Source organism: Burkholderia sp. Ac-20365 (genome assembly GCF_017104715.1).
Taxonomy (GTDB): Bacteria; Pseudomonadota; Gammaproteobacteria; order Burkholderiales; family Burkholderiaceae; genus Paraburkholderia.
Genome location: NZ_JAAGPI010000034.1, coordinates 70,822 through 94,033, shown reverse-complemented (window position 1 = coordinate 94,033; position 23,212 = coordinate 70,822). Strand labels below are relative to the sequence as shown.

Sequence of the window (23,212 nt, the reverse complement as noted above, 5' to 3'; positions counted from 1 at the left end):
TTTGAGAAAACTGCTAAGGGTCGGAATTCTTGTCGGAGTCGGTATGGTGGAATCTTCAAGCTTGACGGGTTGCGCGAAAGAGCCGTATGAGCTCGAACTGGTCGGTTACGATTACACGGACCGGGCACTGCTGGACTTCGCGGTCAACGGCATCTCGGGCGGCAACGTCTTCCTGAGCACGAGGACATCGGGTGGCGGTAAATACGCCTGCTGTGTGCTGCTCGATCGTTCGACGAAAACGCCGTTCACGATCGACGTCGATTACATGCGCGAAGCACTCGTGGCCTATCCGTCGGACAAGATTGTTGAACCCGCCGACAAAGATCATCTGAAGGCGCATGTCGAAGTCAAAGGACCGATTCCGGTGAAGCCTGCCTATCTCGAAGTGCATTTCTATCCGGATGGACATATCGAAGGCGCCATTTCCGGCGACGACGGACCTTCGCCGCCGCGTTTGAAGCTCGAACGCCGGTTGCCTTACGTTCGCTGAGGGGCAGGCATGCTCGACGATACCCAGCTTCCTCCAATGGCAGGATTACGCCCGTTGTCGATCGAAGAGCGCAGGCAACGGGCGGCCGCGATCGCTTGCCTCGACCCGTCGAAAAAGCCAGGAACGCCTGACTGTTCACAAACGGTCTGGGTCTCGGTGTTCTTCGATGGAACCGGCAACAACCGCTTCAACGACACACCGAAACTCAAGCACAGCAACGTCGCGCGGCTCTTTCTGGCGCATCCGGAAAGCGATGACGAGTTGGGCAAGTATGCGCTCTATGTTCCCGGACTCGGTACGCCTTATCCGGAAATCGGCGAGCATGGCTACAGCACGATGGGGCTCGGCGTGGCGTCGGGCGGCGACGCACGGCTTGTGAAAGCGCGCGCCGATTTCGACAAGTTGGTGGCGAAAGCCAAAGCGCGCGCAAAGAATCCGTCACAGCCAATCCGCATGATCAATCTGGCGCTGTTCGGCTTTTCGCGCGGCGCGGCGCTTGCACGGGCTTTTGCAATTCGAATTGCGAAAGACTGTCACCAGGGTGCCGGCGGTTGGGCGTATCAAGGGCATCCCATTCGCCTCTATTTCATGGGACTGTTCGACACCGTCGCTTCGGCCGGCGTGCCCGCGAGCGCTAAAACGTATGATCACAGTCCTCTCGTCAGGATTGGCACCTATGTCATTTCGCCGTTGGCAGGCATCGGATTGTCCGTCGCGAGCAAGGACGGCCACTACGAGTGGGCGAAGGATCTGCGCATACCGGCGATGGTGGAGCAGTGCGTTCACTACATCGCCGCACATGAAGTCAGAGACTCGTTTCCGCTCGATTCCGTGCGGGACGGAAAGCATTATCCGGCCAATGTTCATGAAGTCATCTATCCGGGTGTGCATTCGGACGTCGGCGGCGGTTATGCGCCGGGCGAGCAGACGCGCGCCTTGAAGGACGAGGACAAACTTAGCCAGGTGCCGCTGCTTCATATGTATCGCGCGGCAAGAGCGGCGGGCGTACCACTGTCCGCGCTTGAAATTCTCGGTCCGGGTATCAAGGGGGCGTTCGCCGTTTCGTCAATGACAGCTGCGCTCTTCGACTCGTACATGAGCCGCACGAAGGCAAGCGGCCCCGTTGAGAAAGCGACGTCGGATCATCTCTTTCAGATGTATATCGCGCGCAGCTATCTGTCGAAGCTCACCAACGATGAGAAAGCCCAGGCGCGGGTTGCAGCAGCCGAACAGGTACTGACCGAGACCCACAATAACGATCTCGTGCCGAACGTCAGGAAGGAACTCGCCATTGTCACGGCAGATGGCAACGCGGTGAATGAGGCGACGGCTTCCGCCGAGACCAAGCGGCTCGACGGCGGCAAACTCAGCTTGAGGGAAGAGACGCTTGCAAGAGCATATGAGGATGTCTCGCTGATTGTCGGCGATGCGGAGCAGCGCGAGCGTTTGCTCGACTTCTTCGACTATCTGGTCCACGATTCCGTCGCGGGTTTCGCGAAAGATTTTTCCAAATTGCAGAACTGGCGGATGGTGTATTTCGGTCAGGTTGCGTACGAGCCGGCAAATGACTGGAGTCTGTCGGGACCCGCATCGCCGCTTTGAAACCATGTAGAACAGGCCTCGCCGCCGCTTACAAAACAAACCATAAAATGACTGTTCTTCGCTGCACTTGCAGCGATTAGTACGGCGGTATCAGGATCTGACGCAGCAAGGCGAAGTGTTCGACAAAAACCCTGTCAATTTTCAGGCGTTTCTCGACTTTTATGCGAAAGCCGCATTCTGGGAAGAAGCGGGTTTGCCGGAAAAGGTCTGGTATTTCCATCCAATTGAGATCATCAGTCATTTCCGCAAATGTGGCTGGCTTTCACAGAGCGAGTTGGCGCAATTGCTTCCGCGCAAGAGCGGACTGCCGCATCCCACACAGACGCTCAGTTGGCAGGCCGCGTCCTCCCGGGTAGGCGGGACGCCGGTTGCACATACCGACATTGGCAGCATGTTTCGCCGCTACGGCCTGACGACGCCCGAGCGCCAGATTGGCTTTCTTAGTCAGACCTACATCGAGACGGGATTGTTGCGTGTCACGAAGGAACTCGGCGAGGGAGCAGGGCATGCCTATGAAGCGTTCTATGGCCGAGGCTTGATGCAACTTACGTGGCCAACGCTCTATGCTGACTATGGCAGCTTCCGAAAATTTCCCAACCATACTGGCGCCTATGTCGATTCACGTATCACTGTGACTTCGACACACAACTGGAGTGGACCGCCAACAGTCGATCAACACGGCCACGCGCACAGCGACACACGCCTCTGGGCACCACGATACGATCCCGACGTCGTCGCGACCAACAGCTTCGACGCGTGTGATAGTGCCGGTTTCTTCTGGGTTTGGAAACACTTCATGGGCCAGGCCAACATTCATCGTATCGCGGATGAGGGAATTACGACGGAATCGGTCGGCCGCATGTCCATTCTCGTGAACGGCGGCGGCAATGGCTATAACGAACGACAGCAATACGCTGCTTTCGTAGCCCGTTATTTGTCGGACTCGACGGAGCGCACTTCCTCTGGAACGCTGACTGTCGCAAGGCAGCGTATTGTTACGCATCCGCATCAGACACTTACGTGGGGGCAGTCCGCGACGACCACGCCGGTCATGGTCGACTACTCCGCTCAACGTCCATAACTACTTCAGATGCAAGTGTCTATGAACATTCGAAAGATCCTTTCCGTGGTCGGAGCGATGTGGTGGCTCTCTGTTGCATGTGCTTCCAGTCAGGAGATCACAGTCGCGCTAGTCCCAGCGTTGCAGCAGCATAGCGCCGCGCTCGACGCGGCTCTACGCGCGCTGCGTGCTGGTATTCAGAAAGACGCGAAAGAGTGCGCGAGCAATGCGAGCGGAATGGGCGCTGTGGCAATCTATCACGCGGATATTCGCAAAACGATCGAGACGGCTACGCTCGTAGCTTTGGAAGTGACGGGGAATTCGCAATGTGACGGCGTGCACCCCTCTGTCTATCAATATGGTATTGCGTACAGCATCAAGGATGGGAAGCGCCTGGATTTGAACGCGATATACGCAGTGGGCCGAAGGGAGGACGGCAGTCTGTTTCTGACGGACACGTCTGTTGGCAGTGTCATGAAGGAATACACGCGAGTGAACGCTGGGAGGCCTCAATGCCTCGACCCCTCGGCATTTAACAACGACTATCTTATGTCGAAGGCATTCACGATGAGCATCTGGCCGGATGGAAGTCTCGAGCTTTACTTCGATGTTCCGTATGTAGAGGCCGCGTGCCTGCCACCGATTCGACTGAACGCAGATGTGGTGGCCCATTTCAAGGATGAGAAAAAGGCGTCGATGTATGGACTTCCTTGATTTCAGACGGCGGATGGCGGGAATATTCTGGAAGCAGCCCTTTGGCGTGGGTCGGACGTGAATGAATGATGTGGGTGGCTTGCTGCCGACCGCGTGGGACGGCAGTCGGCCAATAGCCGCCGGTCGCCTCATACATAAAATCGCCACTTGAATGTCCGGGTTTACTTCGGTATCGGTCGATGGACCGCTACAACTGGTTGTTGCGCAATTGCGGTAGCGGTTGCCATAGCATGTGAGCCCATCATCAATGCAGATTTGTACCGATCGTGTTCAAACGCTTGAGTGAGTTGGCAAGGAAAACTGGACAATAGCACCTCGCGGTACATTTATACTCGCCCACATCCGGCCGCCAACTGCATCGATGATCGACGAACAGATCGACAATCCCATGCCCAGCCCAGTTGGCTTGGTAGTATAGAACGGGTTAAATATCTTCTCGACACTCCCCGGAGCGAACCCGGGCCCTGTGTCACACACCGTCACCATGATGTTCCCGGCATCTGAATCAATGCGCTCGCTGCTGATCAGCAAATGCCGTTCGCCGTCGCTGACTTCGATCATGGCTTCGAGCGCATTCATTACCAGATTGAGCAGTACCTGTTGCAGCTGTACATGGTCTCCTTCGATAGACGGCAAACCATCCGCGAGCCGACTCTGCACCGATGCACCGCTTCTTGATGCCTCGCCTCGCGTCAGTTCGATTACTTCTCGAATCGTCGAATTCACATCGATCAGTTCCTTGCTCGGCGGTGCCTTCCTGATGAGCTGGCGAATTCTGCCGACGACACTAACCGCCCGGTTACCATCGCTGACGATACGCTCGAACGCCTGTCGTATTTCTTCGACCTCGAGCGGCTCGGTGCGCAACCAGCGCAGCCCAACTCGTGCGTTCATCACGGCTGCGGAAACTGGTTGATTGACCTCGTGAGCGATGGAAGCCGCGAGTTGACCCACCGTCGCGACCCGGTTTGCATGCGCCAGCTCTGATTGCACTTCGCGATAGCGACGCTCGCTCTGACGCGCTTCCTGTTCGGCAAGTTTTCGCTCAGTTAGATCCAGCACGAAGGCGACACCTTGTTTACGGCTTGCCTCGAATGTCGCAAGGCCGACGATGACAGGCACCCGACTGCCATCCTTTCTCAAGTATTCCTTTTCGTATGGCTGGGCTCGTCCCGTCTGCGCAGTCTGTTCGAGCGCTTCCATGCTGATCGGCCGCCACTCCGGTGGCGTCAGGTCACGCCACCGAACAAGACCAGATTCGAAGTCTTCCCGCTCGTATCCGACCATGCGAAGGAATGCATCGTTGGCCTCGAGAATGACGCCGTCGGCGTTCCAGACGATGATCCCAATGATGTTCGCGTCGACCAGACGTCGGATCTTTGCTTCGCGCTCCGCGAGCTCGCGGTAGAGGCGTGCGTTCTCGAGAGAGATGGCAGCCTGCGACGCTACTAGCTTCAACACGGAAATTCGAGCAGGGCTGAAGACGCAAGCAGTCAGATTGTTTTCCAGGTAAAGCGAGCCAATGAGTTTCGCCTGATTCATTAAGGGCAAGCAAAGAATCGATCGGGCACGAAACTGACGGACATAGGCATCCGCTTCGAAGCGCGGGTCGACCGCTGCATCGTCGAGAATGACATTTTCGCGCGCGCGCATCGCGTGATACAGAACCGATTCCGGCAGTAGCGTTGAGCTAACGGGGACGTCGCGCAGTTGAAGCTGCGTGGTGTCGGCGCCCGTCGTCACCTCCGCTGCCACACGCAGTTCGCCGCCATGCGACAGGATCAGCAGCCCGCGCTCGGCGCCCGCCTGCTCGATGGCGGTGCGCATGATCATGTCGATCAGATTCTCCAGCACGATATCGCTGGATGCCGCCTGTGACACCTTGAGCACCGTCGCGAGATCGAGCTGTTCGACGGGCGTTGCGATCGTGCTCGTCGAGTCGGACACGGCATCATGGGTCCCAAGATACGGATACATCTGGTCGAGTTGCTTCACCTTGCCATCGGCGCGCCAACGCTGATAGCCGTAGCGGGCGTCACGCATGTAAAGGCGTGCAATCTTCTCCAGACCACGCGCCGAATAGAAGCGAGAGGCGAGTTCGTTGACGAGTGCCTCGTTGTGAACGAAGCCGCTTTGCTGTGCAGCGCGTATCGCGTGTTCGTAGCTTTGCTCGGCATCGCTGTCGCGCCCTTCGATGCGGGCAATTTCTGCGCTGACGAGTGCCGCGCGATCAGCGAAATTCTCCGGGCAGTTTCCAGCCCAGATTTCCAGCTGGTGAAGATGGGTCTTCATCGCGGCAAGATGTTGCGATTGCTCGTCAGAGCTGGCAACGTCCGAGCGCGCCGACAATGACAACGCGGTATAGAAATGGTAGTCGGATTCCTCGTAAAACGACGCCGAAGTCCACAGAAGCGGCTCTGCCCTGGCGGCGGCTTCGAGCGCGCACGCATGATCGCAGGCCAGATAACGCGCCTGCAGTTTGCGTATCCAGTAACAGCACGCGGGAACGGCGAGCGCCGGATTGTCCGTGAGATGCCGCTCAATCTGATGTTCATCGAAACGCGCATCGTCGAATGAGCCAAATATCGGCGTCAGGCCGCGCAGCGTCCGGATCAGCGCAAGTTGTGTGGCGATGAAGTCGATCACGAGCCCGAAATGCATCCGCTCGACGTAAGCCAGTCCGCGTTCTGCTTCGGCCTGCGCTTCGAGCAACGGTTCCCCGGCGAACAGCAGATCGGAGTTCATGCTATTGCACGCATAGGCGGCGTAAGGAATGTCGCCAAGCCGGTTTGCAGCGGCGAAGGCGCGTCGCAAAAGATCGCGGCAAGCCTGCACCGGTTTCATCCATCGAACGGAAAAAATGGAGAAGCACAGATACGTCTTGGCTTCGAAGCGTTTGAGGCCGCGCTGTTCGACGAGATCGTAGCCAAGCTGGCCGAACCGGAAGCCGAATTGATAGTCGCCGAAGCGCGGGCCCGCCACGCGGCTAAGCAAGACATAGGCAAAACACGACGCGTCGCAGTTGCCGCGATCAAGACTCAGATTGATGGCTTTGCAACTCATCAGCGCAACGAGATTGCCATCTGTCTGCAAGGCGGGCGCGAAAAGCTTGGTCAGCACTTCAGCCGTGGCAAGCGAGGCCGTATCGTCCATCAGCGGCAAATCGATCAATGCTTCAATCGTCCTCTGGCCCAACTGCACACCGATCAACTCATATTCGCGTTGCACTTCTTCGTCTGTCGGATGAGGCGACCAGTCGATACCGACGTGCCGCAGATAATCAAGGCAGACCTCGACAGCGCGGCTGCTCTTGTCGAGCGTCGTGCAGACATCGGTATGCAGACATGCGACGCTTGCCTGCTCCACGGTCGTCGTGGCACGCGCTGATAGTGCGGTGAGACGTTCGTCCGCGACGGACGACTGACCGGTCAGAAATTCGCACGCGGCCCGGTTCAATTCCAGTTCGAAAGTTAGTCTGTGCTGTCGGTTCCAACTATCGTCGCCGAGCAGTTCCGCGCCCGTCACGAGATAGGTCAACGCGGACGCATAAGCGGTCGAGGCCTTCGCGCGTTGTCCCGCTAGCAGGTTGAAGCTGGCAAGCTGTTCGCGCTCGTCGCGCGATGTCATCAACGCGGTACCGCGATTGAGTTGCCCGACGATCTCGAAGATTGCTTCCTCCAGCTTGTCCGGCGCCGTTTGCGCAGCGAGCAGGCGTCCGATCCGCAAATGCGCCTCGGCGCGTGACGTTTCCGGAATGAGCGAATAGGCGGCTTCGTGAATACGATCGTGGCCAAACCGGTACGAGCCTTCGAGCCGCTCCACCAGTTCCTGACGGCAGGCGTCCCACAGTTCTTCATGGACTCGCTCAGTGGGAATTCCGAGAACGGTCGATAGCGCCGCGATGCCCGCGGTGTTTCCCAGACATGCGAGTTGCTGCAACGCCTGTTGCGTCCCTTGCGGCAAGCGGTTCAACTTGCCGATCATCAGGTCCACGACGTTGTCGGTGTAGCCCTTCGCGTGGATGAGGTCGAGATCCCAACACCATTGCCCCGCGTCGTGATCGAACGCCAGCAGATCGCCTTCGACGAGCGTCTGGAGAAACTGGATCACAAAGAACGGATTACCCGCCGTTTTGTCATGCACGAGTCGCGCCAAAGGTTCAACTGATTCAGCCTCGCAATGCAGCGCCTCTTCAATCAACTGTCTGACGTGCGCCATGGCCAGCGGCGCGAGCGTGATCTCGCTGACCACGACGCCCGCCTTGCGAATGGCGAGGAGCTTGCCCATCAACGGGTGCAAGGCATCGACTTCGTTGTCGCGGTAAGCACCGATCAGCATCAGATGGCGAAGGTCGGGACGCGTCAACAGATCTTCGAGCAGGTCGAGCGTTGCCGTATCGAGCCACTGAAGATCGTCCACGAAGAGTGCGAGCGGATGTTCTGCGCGTGCGAAAACCCCGATAAAACGCCGGAACACCTGCATGAAGCGGCGCTGTGCCTGTTGCGGCTCGAGTTCGGGAACAGGCGGCGGCTCGCCGATGATGAGCTTCAGTTCCGGAATCAGGTCGGTCATGAGCCCCGCGTTGACGTCGAGTGCCTCCAGAAGCGCCGCGCGCCATCGCGCCAGTTCTGCATCGGGCTTGCCGAGAAGTGGGCGCACCAGGCTCTGGAACGCCTGTATCAGCGTAGCGTAGGGAATGTCGCGCTTGTACTGATCGAACTTGCCGGACGCGAAGATGCCTCTCGGTGGCACCAGCAGCTTGTGTAGTTCGTTGACGACCGACGATTTGCCGATTCCGGAATAGCCCGAGACCAACAGCAATTCTGGCGTGCCGCTCTTGACGATCCGGTCGAATGCGGCGACCAGCGTATCGACTTCGCGGTCTCGCCCATACAGCTTTTCGGGAATCAGCAACTTGTCGGAGGCGTCGCGTTGACCAAGCGGAAACGCGTCGATGAATCGCTGACGCTGCCAGTGCGCAAGGCATTGGCGCAGATCGTGCTCCACACCCGACGCTGTCTGATAGCGTTCCTCGGCCGTCTTGGCGAGCAGCTTCATGACGATGAGCGAGACAGCGGCGGGCACGTGCCGTACCCGCTCGCTGGGCGGCACCGGCTTTCTGGCGATATGGCAATGCACCCATTCCATCGGGTCGGCGGCGGTAAACGGCAGCATACCCGTCAGCATCTGATAGAGCGTGACGCCGAATGCGTAGAGGTCGCTTCGCGAATCGATAGAGCGATTCATCCGCCCGGTCTGCTCGGGCGCCATATAGGCCAGCGTGCCGGAGATGGTCTCGGGCGGCTCGGGCGCCTGTCGCTCGCGAGGCAGGCGCGACGCGAGGCCGAACCCGGTGAGACGCGCTTGGCCGCCCGCGCAATTCACAAGAATATGTGCCGGCTTGAGATCCTTATGGACGAGCCCACGCTGGTGCAGTTGCCCGAGCACCGATGCGATCCCGACGGCGTGGTGAAAAAAGTGCTCGATGTCCATCGGCGCGCCGAGCAGTCGCGCAAGAGGCTCGCCGCCCGGGTCTTCGAGCACCAGCAGTGTTTGACCGTTCTCGCGTACCAGATCGAGTGGCCGCACGGCCCATGTTCCGTCCAGTTCGTCTTTCAGGCCGAATTCGTGCGCGAGCCGATCAAGGCTGGCTGGGCGTGGATGTTCAGCGGCCGGGCGGGCGAACAGGACATCGGGACCGTCGATATGGCTCGGTCGCCTTCCGCGCCAGAAGACGCGCTCGCCATCGTCCCACGACATCTGGAGTCTGTTGTCCATTGCAGTGAACCTTGACGGTCGTCGTCTGGCGGGTTCTACCTGGCGGTGTTGCTCTTCGAGCGTTGTCCCTCGTTGCGCGGCGATTGAAGTTGACGAGATTGGCTGTGCGGGAGTCGTGATCCAGCCCGGCGGCAACGCAAAGACCATGCTAGCACTTCTGGACCACTGTCAGCAGGCGTTGGACGGTACGCTGACGAAGCGCTTCCTGCCGACGTTCCTGCCGCTACAAGCGCGATATGGGGCATGGCCGACCCTACGTGGCATCGCGAGTCCCAATTGCTTACCATAGGAGAGCCTATCCAGCCGTCCCTGTCAGTGCACAATCCGGTCTTCGATGATGAAACACGATGCCATTCGAGTCGGCCAAAACGCAGTACCTGGCTCGCTCGTTTATGTGGTCGATGACGATCCGTCAATTCGGGGATCGCTCACGACGCTGCTTGCTTCGGTAGGACTGCAGGTCCGGGCGTTCGAAGGCGCGGATGAATTCCTCGCGGCGAAAAAGCCCGAAGTACCCAGTTGCCTCATCCTCGATATTCGTCTGCGCGGGGGGAGTGGCCTCGCTCTGCAGGAAGAATCAGTCAGGAAGAAGATACGCTTCCCGATCGTGTTTTTGACGGGCTATGGCGATATAGAAATGGCGACGAAGGCAATGAAAGCAGGTGCTTTCGATTTCATGACCAAGCCGTTCAAAGACCAGGCTCTGATCGATACCGTTACGGCAGCCCTGCGGCGAGACGGGGAAGCGCTTCAGAAGGAACAGGTGGCCGCCAACATCCGGGACGCTTATGAGTCGCTCACCGCGCGGGAGCGTGAAGTCATCGTGCTGGTCACGGAAGGGCTTCTGAACAAGCAGATTGCCGACCAGCTTGGACTGAGTGAGGTCACAGTCAAGATCCATCGTGGCAGAGCCATGCACAAGTTACAGGTTCGCTCCGTAGCGGATCTGGTCAAAATGCTTCAAAAGGTATTACCGTCGCAGCAGGAATCGGAATAGGTATTTGTCTGCGCATTGATCTTGTGCGAGATGTCGGCTGCCAGTAATGCCCCCTAGGATAGTGTCACTGAATCTGCATCATTCGAAGGTCTTATTGCCGTGTCGACTGCTGGACTGTAACTTGCAACAGGTTCAGCTCCCAGAATCCATCCAACGGTGTCCGGACCAGAGATGAAAGCAAAACGCTCTTCCGCAGTCATCGGCGTGGTCGACGACGACGAATCCGTCAGGATGGGTTTGTCGAGCATGCTTCGCGCTGAAGGGTGGAATTCGGCTGCCTACGCTTCGGCCGAACAGCTTCTCGGCGATACACGCCGGTCAAAACTTCAGCTGGTTATTACGGATATCCAGATGCCCGGCATTGACGGCTTTGCGTTGCTCAATGCCATCAAGCTCTGGAAGCATTCCATACCGGTGATCTGCATTACGGCATACGCAACGGAAGCCGTGCTTGCGCGGGCGAGTGCCGATGGTGCGGCGGGATTTTTTCCAAAGCCGGTGGATGATGAGCAGCTGCTTGCGCGGATCGCCGAGCTATTGGACAAGGGCGGATGATAGCGCCTCGGTCGCGGTCTGTTCAAAAATGAACATTGAGTCCGATGCGCACGGCGCTCTGCCTTGAAGTGGATGACCGGCCGATAAAGTTATTGGCCGCGACGGCACTTTGCCCGGTCGAGTCTGTTCCCGATGCTCGCTGTGTCATTGCTTCGGCGTAGATGAAGGTCGTCTTCTGAAGAAAATACTGAATGCCGACCGTCGCCTGAATATAGCGTGCAGATCCGAGCCCCTCCGGATGATCAACGGTGGAAACGCTATTTCGGGTCGTGATGTTGTAGGCAGATCCTACGATCAGCGATGGCGAGATCGAGTACCGGACATTGAATTCGATGTTCTGGAATGTCGCGTCCCCAGTGTATTGGAGAGGGTTGGGACCCGCATCGAGATCGCCAAGGCCGCGAAACTGCGTGTTCGTGTAGAGCAGGCCGAATAGGGCAGAGCCGATATTGAGCGAAGCTGCGCCTGAAAAAACCTGATAAGTGTGAGCAGACACGAATCCGCTGTCGACCGGAGATGAAAAAAACACACCTGCCGGCGTTACGGGCGTGTTTACGTTTGCCGTTCCCGCCGCGAGTCCCTGATTGGGGGATTGGGCATTGTTGTAACTGGCGCCCACGACGACTGGCCCGGCCTCATACGTCGCTGCGATGGACGCAACCTGTCCCTGCGTAATATGGCCTGCAACGCCACCTGGCGCATACAGTAATTGAAGACTGACGCCCCGGATTTTCGGCGCGATGTACTTCAACGCGCCAGGTACGCGGAATGTGTCGTAGAAGTTGTCGACGTCGCCCGGGTGCGAACCGAGAATGCCGGCCCATTGCGACGCTGCCGCGAAGTCGGGTGCAATCAGCGCGACGTCAGTATTCAGCTGCCGCCCGGCGAGTAGCGAGCCGAAGTTGCCTGCAAGCCCGACATAGGCTTGGCCGCCAAACAGGCGTGCGCCCTGGCCCATTACGCCATTCGACGCATTGAATCCGTTCTCCAGCCTGAACACCGCGCGGAGTCCACTGCCCAGGTTTTCCGTTCCGAACAATCCAACCCGGTTGCCTTGTATGCCGTTATCGCTCAGGCTGATGGAGCGGCCGCCGTTATTGTTCGTGTTCAGCAGCAAGCTTGTATCGATCGACCCGTACAGCGTGACGGCGCTCTGCGCGAGCGTGCCGCTCGCCATGGCCATCATCGAAGCGCCCGCGAGCCATGATTTCTTCACTGTGCTCCCCGTGGCCGCAAAAATGCAGACGTCATGAGCCTACCGATGTGTTCTGTCTGGAACGGCGCTAGAGTTGTGCATCTGCAATACTATCCCGGCGTATTGCAACCGCATTACACAATGCCAGTTTTCAGGCCATGCCGCGGAGGAGGTGGCTTGTGTTGCATGTCCAGGGGCGGCCCGTGCCTTCCGGAGAACCCACGTCGACCCATTCGGGCGAGCCGGATAAGGTCTTTAGAAAAATAGTCTGGCGAATCATGCCAGTGCTGTTTCTGATCTTCGTGCTGTCCTATATGGATCGCGTCAACATTGGGTACGCAAAGCTCCAGTTTGCGCATGAACTGGGACTCACTGACGCGATGTATGGGATGGGCGCGGGGATCTTTTTTATTGGGTATCTGGTGTCGGGCATTCCCAGCAATCTGTTGCTTGCCCGTATCGGGGCTCGGGCGACGATTTCGCGCATCATGATTACGTGGGGAATCGTCTCGTCGCTGATGATGTGCACTTCCTCGCCCGCACAGTTCTATCTGCTCAGATTTCTGTTAGGTGTTGCTGAAGGCGGACTTGCGCCCGGCGTCTACCTGTATCTGACGTTCTGGTTTCCCGAGGCGCTTCGGGCAAGAATGATCGCTGTTTTCCTTGCCGCCGTTCCCGTCGCAGGCGTTTTATGCGCGCCGTTATCGGGCTATCTGCTCGAGACCATGCATCATGTCAATGGCCTTGCAGGTTGGCAATGGATGTTTCTGGTAGAAGGCATTCCGTCGATCATTGTCGGCATACTGGTCTACTTTCTGATCGAGAACACGCCGCAATCCGCGCGATGGCTCACTGCGCCTGAGAAGAGATGGGTAGCGATGTCGCTGGCATCCGATACGGGCGGGCCAACGCCCGACGGGCGCCGGTCCGACATACGGCAGGCGCTGACATCGACGACGTTTCTGATCCTTGCCTTCATTGAAATCGTCGGGGGAATTGCTGTTGCGGGTTTCGCGTATTGGCTTCCCCAGATCGTTCACGACCTTGGCGTGCGCACGTTGAGCCGGAATGGTCTGATCACCGCGATTCCCTATCTGTGCGCGAGTGTCGGAATGATCGCTTGGGGATATTCGTCCGACCGGTTTCGGGAACGCCGGTGGCACTACGCGATTGCTGCCTGCGTGAGTGGCTTCGCCTTACTCATTGCGTCGCATGACGGAAGCAGTTTTTACGTCGCCATAGCTGGGTTGTCGGTGGCTTACACGGGAATCATGTCGTGTGTCAGCGTGTTTTGGGCCTACACGACAACTTACCTCAGGGACAGGGCGGCTGTAGTCGGTATTGGCGCGCTCAATGCTGTCGCGTCGCTCGCAACCTATGCGAGCCAGTATGCGTTCGGCGCAGCAAGCATGGCCACGAACAATTCGCGGTCTGGCTTGTATGGCATCTCGATCGCGCTGTTTGTCGCCGCCTGTCTTGTGCTCTTTGTGCCGAAGAATGTGCGGGGTGCGACGTAATCTCCAGGAGCCGTTCCTCTCAACCTGACAGGAACGCTTTCTCTTCCCCGACTGACGACGGGTGCTCTACATGGCAGAGGATTCCGGGTTCAAGCTGGAGCGGCTTCGCGAAGAGGCTGGTCTCACGCTCTACCGTGGCAGGGAGTCCCGCACCTTGGCGCCTGTCCTGGCATTCTCACCCACCGTCGCTCAGCCACCGTTACACATCTTGCAGCGGCTCGAACACGAATGGTCGCTCGCGCTCGAGCTCGATCGTGCGTGGGCGGCGCGCCCGGTCGCGCTGACCAGCCATCGAGGGCGCGCAGCACTCATTCTCGAAGATCCCGGTGGTGAGCCTCTTGATAGGATCATCGCGCAGCAAACAGGCGATATGCCCGATCTGACGCGCTGCCTGCGCATCGCTATCGGGCTGGTGGCGGCATTGGGCCAGGTTCATCGCCACGGACTCATACATCGCGATGTCAAGCCGGCGAATATGCTCGTCGATCTTACGGGACGCGCGTGGCTGATGGGGTTTGGGATCGCGTCGCGGTTGCCGCGCGAGCGTCTCGCGCCTGTTCCACCGGAGATCGTTGCTGGCACGCTTGCTTACATGTCGCCAGAACAGACGGGGCGGATGAATCGTTCCGTCGATTCCCGCAGCGATCTGTATTCGATCGGCGTCACGCTGTACGAGCTGTTCGCTGGTGTTCTGCCATTCACAGCGTCCGACCCGATGGAGTGGGTGCACTGTCACGTCGCGAGGCAGCCGCGCATGCCTGAAGGACGGGGATCGCTCATTCCATCGACTGTCTCGGCCATCATCATGCGACTGCTCGCAAAGACGGCCGAAGAACGTTATCAGACAGCCGCGGGCGTCGAGCGTGACTTCAGGCGATGTCTTGAGCAGTGGGAGGCGCACGGCCGCATTGATCCGTTCCTGCCTGGTGAACATGACATGCCAGACCGGCTCTTGATTCCGGAAAAACTGTACGGGCGCGAACGGGAAATCGATGCACTACTAGCGTCCTTTGAACGGATCAGCGCAGGCGGCAGACCCGAACTTGTGCTGGTGTCGGGCTATTCGGGAGTCGGCAAATCCTCCGTCGTCAATGAGCTTCATAAGCCGCTCGTACCGCCTCGCGGCTTTTTCGCATCGGGAAAGTTCGACCAGTACAAGCGCGACATTCCGTATGCGACGCTCGCGGAGGCGTTTCAAGGCCTGATTCGCCCACTCCTTTCAAAAGAAGACGAAGAACTCGACCGGTGGCGCGCGGCATTCCGCGAAGCGCTCGGACCAAATGGACAGCTAATGGTGGATCTTGTTCCCGAACTGAAACTCATCATCGGGGAGCAACCGGGCGTTGCGGCGCTTGCTTCGAGAGACGCGCAAAGCCGTTTTCAACTGGTATTTCGTCGATTCGTCGGCGTCTTCACGCGAGACCATCCGTTGGCGCTGTTTCTCGACGATCTGCAGTGGCTCGACGCGGCGACGCTTGACGTTATCGAAGATCTCGTCACGCAAGCCGACGTGGAGCATCTGCTCGTAATTGGCGCTTACCGCGATAACGAAGTGTCGCCGGAGCATCCTCTCAGGCGCAAACTGGAATCGATCCGCCGGTCAGATGTGATCGTGCGCGATATCGTGCTTGCACCGTTGACGCGTCGTGATCTGCAAGCGTTGCTGGCGGATACGCTGCATGGCGAACGGGCGCGTGTCGGCTCGTTGGCGGAGCTCGTGGAGGCGAAGACGCGTGGCAACCCGTTCTTCGTTATCCAGTTCATTGACGCGATGTTCGAAGAACAACTGCTCGTCTTCGATCACAGCGAGGAGCGTTGGAATTGGGATCTGGACCGCATCCACGCGAAGGGCTATACCGACAATGTCGTGGACCTGATGGTGGCCAAGCTGAATCGCTTGCCGAGCGGAACGAAGAAGGCGCTTCAGCAGTTAGCCTGCCTTGGCATCAGTGCTGACTTCGAGACGCTTCAGGCGGTCTACAACGACACCTTTGATGAACTGCATTCCCAGCTTTGGCAGGCAGTCCGAACGGGGCTCATTTTTCAGCATGAAGACGCGTACCGCTTTGTTCACGACCGTGTGCAGGAAGCGGCTTATTCGCTGATTCCTGAAGGATTGCGGGCGGAAGCCCATTTGCGCATCGGCACGCTGATGGCGTCTCGCGTGCTGCCCGAAGCGCTCGATGAGCATATCTTCGAAATCGTCAATCAACTCAATCGTGGCGCGCATCTGGTGGCATCAATTGAAGAACGCGAGCGCATTGCGCAATTGAATCTGGTTGCGGGGCGACGTGCCAAGGCGTCGACAGCGTATGCATCGGCGATCGGATATCTCAACGCCGGGCGCGACCTGCTGACGGACGAAAGGTCGACGCGCAATGACGAATTGATCTTTTCAATCGAGAGTCTGCTTGCGGAATGCGATGTTCAGACGGCAAATCTGGCTGCGGCAGAAACGCGCCTTTCAGTGCTTGCCGGGCGCGCCATGTGTGCCCACGACACGGCGCTAATTACGCGTCTGCGCCTGACGCTCTACAACTTGCTCGATCGTAGCGACAGCGGTATCGACGTATTCATTGAATATCAACGAGGTCGCGGCGAGCACTGGTCATCCCATCCTTCCGGCGACGACGTATCGAAAGAGTTCAACCAGATCTGGTCGCGGGTGAGCGAGCGGCAAATCGGTGAGCTTGTCGACTTGCCGCTGATCAACAATGCCGATTTGCTCGACGTTCTGGACGTGTTTACCGAAGCTGTCATGACCGCTCAGTTCACCGATGAGAACCTGCACGCGCTGATGCTTTGCCGGATGGTTGAACTCAGTCTCGACCATGGCAACAGTGACGCTTCGTCGTTTGCCTACGTCACATTGGGGCATCTCGCTGGCCCCCAGTTTGGCAACTACGAAGCAGGATACCAACTCGGAAAACTCAGTTACGAGCTGGTCGAAAAGCACGCGATGCGCCGGTTTCGCGCGCGGGTGTACATGCGCTTCGGAAATCTGATCATGCCCTGGCGATGCCATGTCAAGGCAGGGCGGGAGTTGGTGCGTCGCGCGTTCGATGCCGCGATCCAGTCGGGTGATCTGACGTTTGCAGCCTATAGCTGCAACAACCTGTACACCAATATGCTTGCGGCAGGGGACACGCTGTCCGAGGTTCAGCGCGAAGCGGAAGCGGGTCTGGCATTCGCCGAAAAGCTGAAGTTCGGCCGTGTCATCAGCATGATCACGACGCAGATCATGTTCATCCGGACGCTTCGCGGCCTCACCGCCAAGTTCGGAACCTTCAACGACGGTCGTTTCAATGAACGTCTGTTCGAGCGTCATTTGTCGGGTAACGCGACCTTAGCCAGACCCGAGTGCTGGTACTGGATTCGCAAGTCACAGGCACGCTTCCTTGCTGGCGACTACGCGGGTGCAATCGACGCGTCGGAAAACGCGGCGCGTCTCTTCGAGAAGTCACATTCGTATTTCGAAGTCGCGGAGTATCACTTCTATGGCGCGCTGGCGCGAGCCTGTGCGATGGACAATGCGACCGAAGGCCAGCGACGCGAGCACGCGCAGGCACTCATCCGGCATCACCGTCAGCTCGTGACTTGGGCGGCGAATTGTCCTGAGAATTTCGAGAACTGTGCCGCATTGGTAGAAGCAGAAATTGCCCGCATCGAGGGTCGTCTGCTCGATGCCGAACACGCATATGAGAAAGCCATTCGTTCTGCGAGCGCGAACGGGTTCGTGCACAACGAGGCTACAGCGAACGAGCTTGCAGGGCGCTTCTATGCGGCCCGGGGATTCGACAAGATTGCACGGACTTATCTACGCGACGCGCGCCGATGCTATCTCGGTTGGGGCGCCAACGGCAAGGTCAGACAGTTGGACACCCTCTACCCCTGCATCAATGACGATCTGACGTCGCCAGGCTTCAACGGCGTGATCATGGCGCCGTCTTCGCTTCTCGATCTGGCCACCGTCATCAAAGTTTCGCAAACACTGTCGAGCGAAATGGTTCTCCCTAGCCTGATCGAGAAACTGGTTCGGCTCGCTGTCGAAAATGCGGGCGCCGCGCGTGGCCTGCTCATCTTGCTGCGAAGCGCGGCGCAGGGCAGTGAGCCGCGCATCGAGGCGGAAGCGACGAGTCAGGCGGGCGGTATTGATGTGGTGGTGCGTCAAGCCATGGTCACGTCGTCAGACCTTCCGCAATCGGCGCTGGACTATGTCATCCGCACTCAGCAGCGTGTTCTGCTCGATGACGCGTCAAGTGATATTTACTATTCGGAGAACGACTATGTACGCCAGAAACGCTCGCGATCCATATTGTGTCTGCCCGTCGTGAAGCAGGGGAAACTGATCGGCGTTCTCTACCTGGAAAACAGCCTGGCGGCAGGGGTGTTCACTTCTGACCGTGTCGAACTATTGCAACTGCTCTCGTCGCAAGCCGCGATTTCACTGGAAAACGCGACGCTCTATTCCGACTTGCAACGCAGTGAAGCTTTTCTGGCACAAGGACAGAAGATCAGTCACACGGGAAGCTTTGGCTGGAATGCGACGGGAGGCGAGTACTACTGGTCTGAAGAAGGCTACAACATCATCGAGTACGATCGACGCGTTCAACCGTCCGTCGAACTCGTATTGCAGCGCGTTCATCCTGAAGATCGTGATGCCGTTCGTCTCGCGCTCGAAGCTTCGAGGGCGGAAAAGAAGGACTTCGATAGCGAGCATCGCTTTCTGATGCCGGATGGACGAATCAAATATATCCACGCGTCGGGTCAGGCAGTCAGTATTGGCAATCTCGAGTTTGTTGGTGCCGTTCGTGACGTGACGGAACGCAAGCGGGCAGAAGAAAGCCTGCGCCAGGCGATGGTCGATCTCGCGCGCATCAATCGCGCGACAACCATGGGAGAAATGGCTGCATCGTTGGCCCATGATGTCAGCCAACCGATTTCGGGCGCGATTGCCTACGCGAGTGCCTGTTTGCGCTGGCTTTCGCGGGACAGGCCGCATACGAAAGAGGCGCGTGCGGCTGCCACTAATATGGTGGAAGACGCACGCAGGGCAGCAGATATCGTCATCAGAATCCGCAAACAGTTCGAAAAGGGCGCGTTGAATCGTGAAGTCTTCGAGGTCGGCGAGATCATCTGTGACACCATCGGCCTGTTGCGTGGTGAGATCCAGCGCTACGACATCACGGTGAGGGTCGATCTGGAGTCGGGTCTCCCTCACGTGGTTGGTGATCGCGTGCAGTTGCAGCAGGTCGCGATGAACCTGATCCTCAACGGCATAGAAGCGATGAAGGATATCGACGGCTCAAGAGAGATTGCTGTCACCGCCGCGCGGACCAGCGAAGACATACTCGTATCGATCAGGGACACCGGAACGGGCGTACAGCCTCAACTGGCAGAGCAGATTTTCGACCCCTTCTTCACGACCAAGCCGCATGGCACAGGGATGGGTCTTCGGATCAGCCGTTCGATCGTCGAGTCGCATGGCGGGCGTTTATGGATTTCTACCGATGCGGGATCAGGCGCGACGTTTCAATTCACCTTGCCTGTCCACGAGAACTGACCTTCCGACTCGAGATCGACAACAGCGCCGTTGATCTTGCAGCGACGCTGTCGGCCTCTTTTACGCAAAACGAGGAAACTGCCTTCAGGCGGGAAAGTCGGTGGATGCCGATAGTGTTTCCCACGTTTTTGTTTCGGTCGTCACATAGGCGTTCTTTTCCTCGATAGCCTTCAGCGTGTCGGTGCCGAGCGGAAGACGCAGTGGCGGCGTCGGCGTATCGACGAGCTTCACGAGGGCGGTCGCAAGCCTCTCGGGATCGCCTGGCTGATTGTGGTTGATGCTAACGGCGAGTTCGCGCAACTTGCCTGACGTTTGCGCGTAGTCGTCGATGATCTCCTTGCCGACCAGCAGCGATGACGTGTCGAGGAAATCCGTGCGGAAGAAGCCCGGCTCGATAACGGTCGCGTGAATGCCGAGCGGCTTCAGTTCGTCATGCAAGGCTTCTGTGATGCCTTCAACGGCGAACTTCGTGGAACTGTAGACGCCAACCCCGGCAGCCGCGCGATAACCGACGATAGACGACGTGTTGATCACATGCCCCGAGCGCTGCCGGCGCATGACGGGCAGCACGGCGCGCGTCACGTTCAAAAGGCCGAAGACGTTGGTGTCGTACATGCGCCGCACGTCTGCGTCGCTCGATTCCTCGACGGCGGCCAGCAGGCCAAAGCCCGCGTTGTTGATCAGCACATCGATGCGGCCGAATTTCTCAACGGCCGCTTCAACGGCCGCTTTCGCTTGCGCTTCGCTGGTGACGTCGAGTTCGACGGCCAGCAAGGCGGGCGATTCACCCAGACGCTCGACGATCGCAACGGTGTTGCGCCCCGTCGCGACGACGGCATTACCATCTGCCAGCGCCGCCCTGGCGATCAGCGCGCCCAGACCACGTGACGCGCCCGTGACGAACCAGACGCGTTTGAATGATTTGACCATGTTTTGCTCCTGCATATGCGCTTAAAAAGCGGAATCGATTTTGTATGACAATCGGCTGCATACGGTGCCTAGCTTCCGAGCTTGTTGGCCAGATCGACAAGATCGTCGGCGATGATGTCGATGAAGCTCTCCGGTTTGCGGTCCGCCGCGTGGCCGGGTCCGAGTTCCAAAGGTCGCGGCACATACGCCGTGTGAAAGCCAGCCTGCTTCGACGCGTGGAGATCCCACTTGTGCGCCGAGACCATCAACAGCTGATCGGGCCGGAAGCCCGTGTAGACGACGGCCGATTGATAGACTCTAGGATCGGGCTTGAAAGCGTGGCTCAGTTCTCCCGTCAGGACCTCGTCGAAGGGCAGCTTGCTGTCTTTGACGAGCGCGGTCATTTGCGACATCGAAGCGTTGGTCAGCGTGGAGAGCGTGTATTTGCGGCGAAGCTGGGTGATACCTGCCACCGAGTCCGGCCATGGGATCATCTTTCCCCATTCGCCGAGTAGCTGTTCGCGATCTATGTCAGATAGACGATCACCGATGCCACGCTTCGCGAGCAGCGGCAGCAGCGCTTCGCGGTAGACCTCGGTGTTCGAGATCCAGGGACGCCGACCGGCCGAGATATCGACGATGATGTCGTGCGCGCCACCGCTCCAGTCGCCGGGCAGCGTTGCCGCCCAGTCCTCGGCGAGTCCGTGCTTGCGGCCGACTGCCTGCGCTCGTTGCACCACGGGATCGTAGAAATCGAACACGGTTCCCTGCATGTCGAAGGTCAGCGCCTTGACGCCTGCAAGGCTGGCATTTGTGGCAGCCCAGGTCCGCATCGGTGCCATTGCAAGCAGCGCGGTGCCTGCCAATGCGCCGAACAATAGCGCACGACGTGTTGAATTCACCTTGTCAGTGTGGATGGGTTGTACGCTCATATCGCACCTCGTCAGCGTGCCACTCAGATCGTTCGTGTCAACATCGCCTGCTCCGCGGCGACGGCCCAGTCGGCCGTGTCTTTCGGGTAGATCGTCCGAAACGGACCCGTGTTGGCGGGGATCAGTTCGACCATCTTGCCGATCATGTCGTCGGGGTCCAGGCGCATTTCCGGTTTATCGAGCAGCGCGTCCGTTTGCGCCTTGTACGAAGCGCGACTCGTGAAGTTGACGTCATCATCGAGCCAGCGATAAGCCGCCTCCACGCCTCGCTCATTGAAGCCGGTAAAGAACGGCCCGGGGTTGATGGTTTGCACCTGAATGCCGAATTCCTTCAACTCGTCCTGCATCGACTCGGCAATCGACTGAACTGCGTGCTTGGTCGCCGAGTAAGTACCGATCATGCCGGGGCTGACAAGTCCGACGATCGACGAGATGAACACCACCTTGCCTTTGACCTGCGATCGGACCCAACGGCGCACTACGCGCTGCGTGAGATCCAGCAGAGCAAACACGTTCACTTCGAAATTCTGTTTGACGAGCGGCATGGGAATTTCCGCAACCGGACCGCCCTCAGCAATGCCGGCGTTGTTCACCAGGACGTCGAACTCGAGCTTTGCCGCGTGCACGATGTCATACGGGTCGAGCATGTTGAGCTTGGTGACCGTCAGATTGGGCAGGTCCATCGCAGCAACCTTGTCGCGAAGCGCCGTGACTTGCGGCCACGACTCGGCTGTCGCGATAACGGTATGTCCGTTTTTGGCAAGTCCAATGGCTGCGCCTTCGCCGAGACCCGAACCTGCGCCCGTGATAAGAATGGTTTTACTCACTTGAATCGCTCCTTGCTGGAAGACGGGAAGAAAAGGTGGCCCGTCAGCCACCGTAGGTGTAGGACCACGCGATCGCTACCGCCAAAGTGAGCGCGGAAAACAGGGTGCTGGCGATGATGGTCGAGTTCGCTTCGCCCGAGATGCGGTCGTAGCTATTTCCAAAAAGAATGCCGAAGAAGCCGGACGGAAGGGCCGCCATGATGACCGCGAGCCGCGTGATGTCGGCGGATGCATTGACGGCACGGCAGATCAGGAATGCGATCAGTGCCTGTGCGATGTTCGAAATGCAGACTCCAAAGGCAGTATTGAGCGTCAGCCTGAATCTGCTTTGGGATAGCACGACGCCTGTGACCAGCAGCCCCATGCCGCCCGCCGCAACGCCGATCTCTCGCAACGATGCGGCCGCGACATTGGGCAAGTGCCATCCGCTCAGCGAGACGAGCATGCCGAACACGGGGGCGAGCACGATCGGCTTGGACAGGGCGTGACGTGCGGCCGTGACGATCTGTGTCGTTGCGCCCGGCCGGGGCCTCGCCCTGACAATATGCCCGTCAGTTGCCGCGTGGTTGCTGTGCGGGTTATCCGTGGTGCTGTCCAGTTCGAGCAGCGTCAACGTCAGAGGCGAAGGCAACAAGGATCCGACAGCAATGCCGACCGCTACCGTCGAAAGATGCTCTGCGCCGAACAAGGCAGTGATGACAGGAAACGCCGCCGCAGCATAGTTGGGTTGCCCGACGGCCAGTGCCTGAAGCGCTGCTTCGCTCGAATTCTGCCGACGCGCCCAGCGTTGGTAGACGTACCAGAGAAGATAGACGCCCATCATGGTGATGCTCAGCGAGAGCAGAATCGGCCACTGCGAAATCAGGTCCGACCACCTCGACGTTGCGGTTGCGACGAATAAAGAGGCCGGAAGGCAATAACTCATCACGACGGTGTTGAGTTCCTTCACGTGTAAGTTATTGATGTGACCGGTTTTACCGGCGCCATAGCCCAACGCCATCACGAAGAAGGTCGGTACGAGGGCGAGGGCGAGGGCCGAAAGCATGGGTTTCACTGACGCAGATCCTGGCGTG

At 58.5% G+C, this 23,212-nt stretch carries 14 protein-coding genes; 8 read left to right on the top strand and 6 right to left on the bottom strand.

Annotated features, from left to right (window positions below; genetic code table 11):
- Positions 1 to 43: 43 nt before the first annotated feature.
- From G3O01_RS35975 to G3O01_RS35960, 4 genes are all read left to right on the top strand, one after another.
- Complete coding sequence (locus tag G3O01_RS35975) at positions 44 to 490, top strand: DUF3304 domain-containing protein (RefSeq protein ID WP_205811763.1); 447 nt, start codon at positions 44 to 46, stop codon at positions 488 to 490.
- Positions 491 to 499: 9 nt separating this feature from the next.
- Complete coding sequence (locus G3O01_RS35970; RefSeq protein ID WP_241024570.1) at positions 500 to 2,092, top strand: DUF2235 domain-containing protein; 1,593 nt, start codon at positions 500 to 502, stop codon at positions 2,090 to 2,092.
- 115 nt (positions 2,093 to 2,207) lie between these two features.
- A complete protein-coding gene (locus G3O01_RS35965) occupies positions 2,208 to 3,173 on the top strand; it encodes a hypothetical protein (RefSeq protein WP_205811762.1) in 966 nt (321 codons plus the stop codon).
- A 21-nt stretch (positions 3,174 to 3,194) separates the two neighbouring features.
- On the top strand, positions 3,195 to 3,866 hold the full coding sequence (locus G3O01_RS35960; protein ID WP_205811761.1) for a hypothetical protein: 672 nt from the start codon (positions 3,195 to 3,197) through the stop codon (positions 3,864 to 3,866).
- Between the two features lie 270 nt (positions 3,867 to 4,136).
- Here the strand turns inward: G3O01_RS35960 and G3O01_RS35955 are convergent, their stop codons facing one another.
- Positions 4,137 to 9,644 (bottom strand): AAA family ATPase, encoded by a 5,508-nt coding sequence (locus tag G3O01_RS35955; RefSeq protein ID WP_205811760.1) that lies wholly within the window; start codon positions 9,642 to 9,644, stop codon positions 4,137 to 4,139.
- Between the two features lie 334 nt (positions 9,645 to 9,978).
- On the opposite strand from G3O01_RS35955, the gene G3O01_RS35950 reads away from it, so the two are divergent.
- Positions 9,979 to 10,641 carry a response regulator gene (locus tag G3O01_RS35950; RefSeq protein WP_346779248.1) on the top strand — a complete coding sequence of 221 codons (663 nt, stop codon included), beginning with the start codon at positions 9,979 to 9,981 and terminating at the stop codon, positions 10,639 to 10,641.
- A 171-nt stretch (positions 10,642 to 10,812) separates the two neighbouring features.
- On the top strand, positions 10,813 to 11,196 hold the full coding sequence (locus tag G3O01_RS35945) for a response regulator (protein ID WP_205811759.1): 384 nt from the start codon (positions 10,813 to 10,815) through the stop codon (positions 11,194 to 11,196).
- A 22-nt stretch (positions 11,197 to 11,218) separates the two neighbouring features.
- Here the strand turns inward: G3O01_RS35945 and G3O01_RS35940 are convergent, their stop codons facing one another.
- Complete coding sequence (locus G3O01_RS35940) at positions 11,219 to 12,412, bottom strand: porin (RefSeq protein ID WP_205811758.1); 1,194 nt, start codon at positions 12,410 to 12,412, stop codon at positions 11,219 to 11,221.
- Between the two features lie 257 nt (positions 12,413 to 12,669).
- Here G3O01_RS35940 and G3O01_RS35935 point away from each other — a divergent pair, with 257 nt between their 5' ends.
- Together G3O01_RS35935 and G3O01_RS35930 are read left to right on the top strand one after the other, a co-directional pair.
- Positions 12,670 to 13,908, top strand: coding sequence for an MFS transporter (locus G3O01_RS35935; RefSeq protein WP_241024568.1), 1,239 nt, complete (start codon positions 12,670 to 12,672; stop codon positions 13,906 to 13,908).
- 70 nt (positions 13,909 to 13,978) lie between these two features.
- Positions 13,979 to 19,471: an ATP-binding sensor histidine kinase gene (locus tag G3O01_RS35930; protein WP_205811756.1), complete on the top strand. Its 5,493-nt coding sequence runs from the start codon at positions 13,979 to 13,981 to the stop codon at positions 19,469 to 19,471.
- Positions 19,472 to 19,555: 84 nt separating this feature from the next.
- Here G3O01_RS35930 and G3O01_RS35925 read toward each other — a convergent pair whose 3' ends face one another.
- The 4 genes from G3O01_RS35925 to G3O01_RS35910 all read right to left on the bottom strand — a co-directional run bounded on the left by G3O01_RS35925 (position 19,556) and on the right by G3O01_RS35910 (position 23,184).
- Positions 19,556 to 20,401 carry an oxidoreductase gene (locus G3O01_RS35925; protein ID WP_205811755.1) on the bottom strand — a complete coding sequence of 282 codons (846 nt, stop codon included), beginning with the start codon at positions 20,399 to 20,401 and terminating at the stop codon, positions 19,556 to 19,558.
- Positions 20,402 to 20,469: 68 nt separating this feature from the next.
- The gene (locus tag G3O01_RS35920; protein WP_241024567.1) at positions 20,470 to 21,312 is read right to left on the bottom strand and encodes a haloacid dehalogenase type II; all 843 of its coding nucleotides are present in this window, start codon (positions 21,310 to 21,312) and stop codon (positions 20,470 to 20,472) included.
- A gap of 23 nt (positions 21,313 to 21,335) precedes the next feature.
- Positions 21,336 to 22,139 carry an SDR family oxidoreductase gene (locus G3O01_RS35915; RefSeq protein WP_205811754.1) on the bottom strand — a complete coding sequence of 268 codons (804 nt, stop codon included), beginning with the start codon at positions 22,137 to 22,139 and terminating at the stop codon, positions 21,336 to 21,338.
- 43 nt (positions 22,140 to 22,182) lie between these two features.
- A complete protein-coding gene (locus G3O01_RS35910; protein ID WP_241024576.1) occupies positions 22,183 to 23,184 on the bottom strand; it encodes an AEC family transporter in 1,002 nt (333 codons plus the stop codon).
- Positions 23,185 to 23,212: the final 28 nt, after the last annotated feature.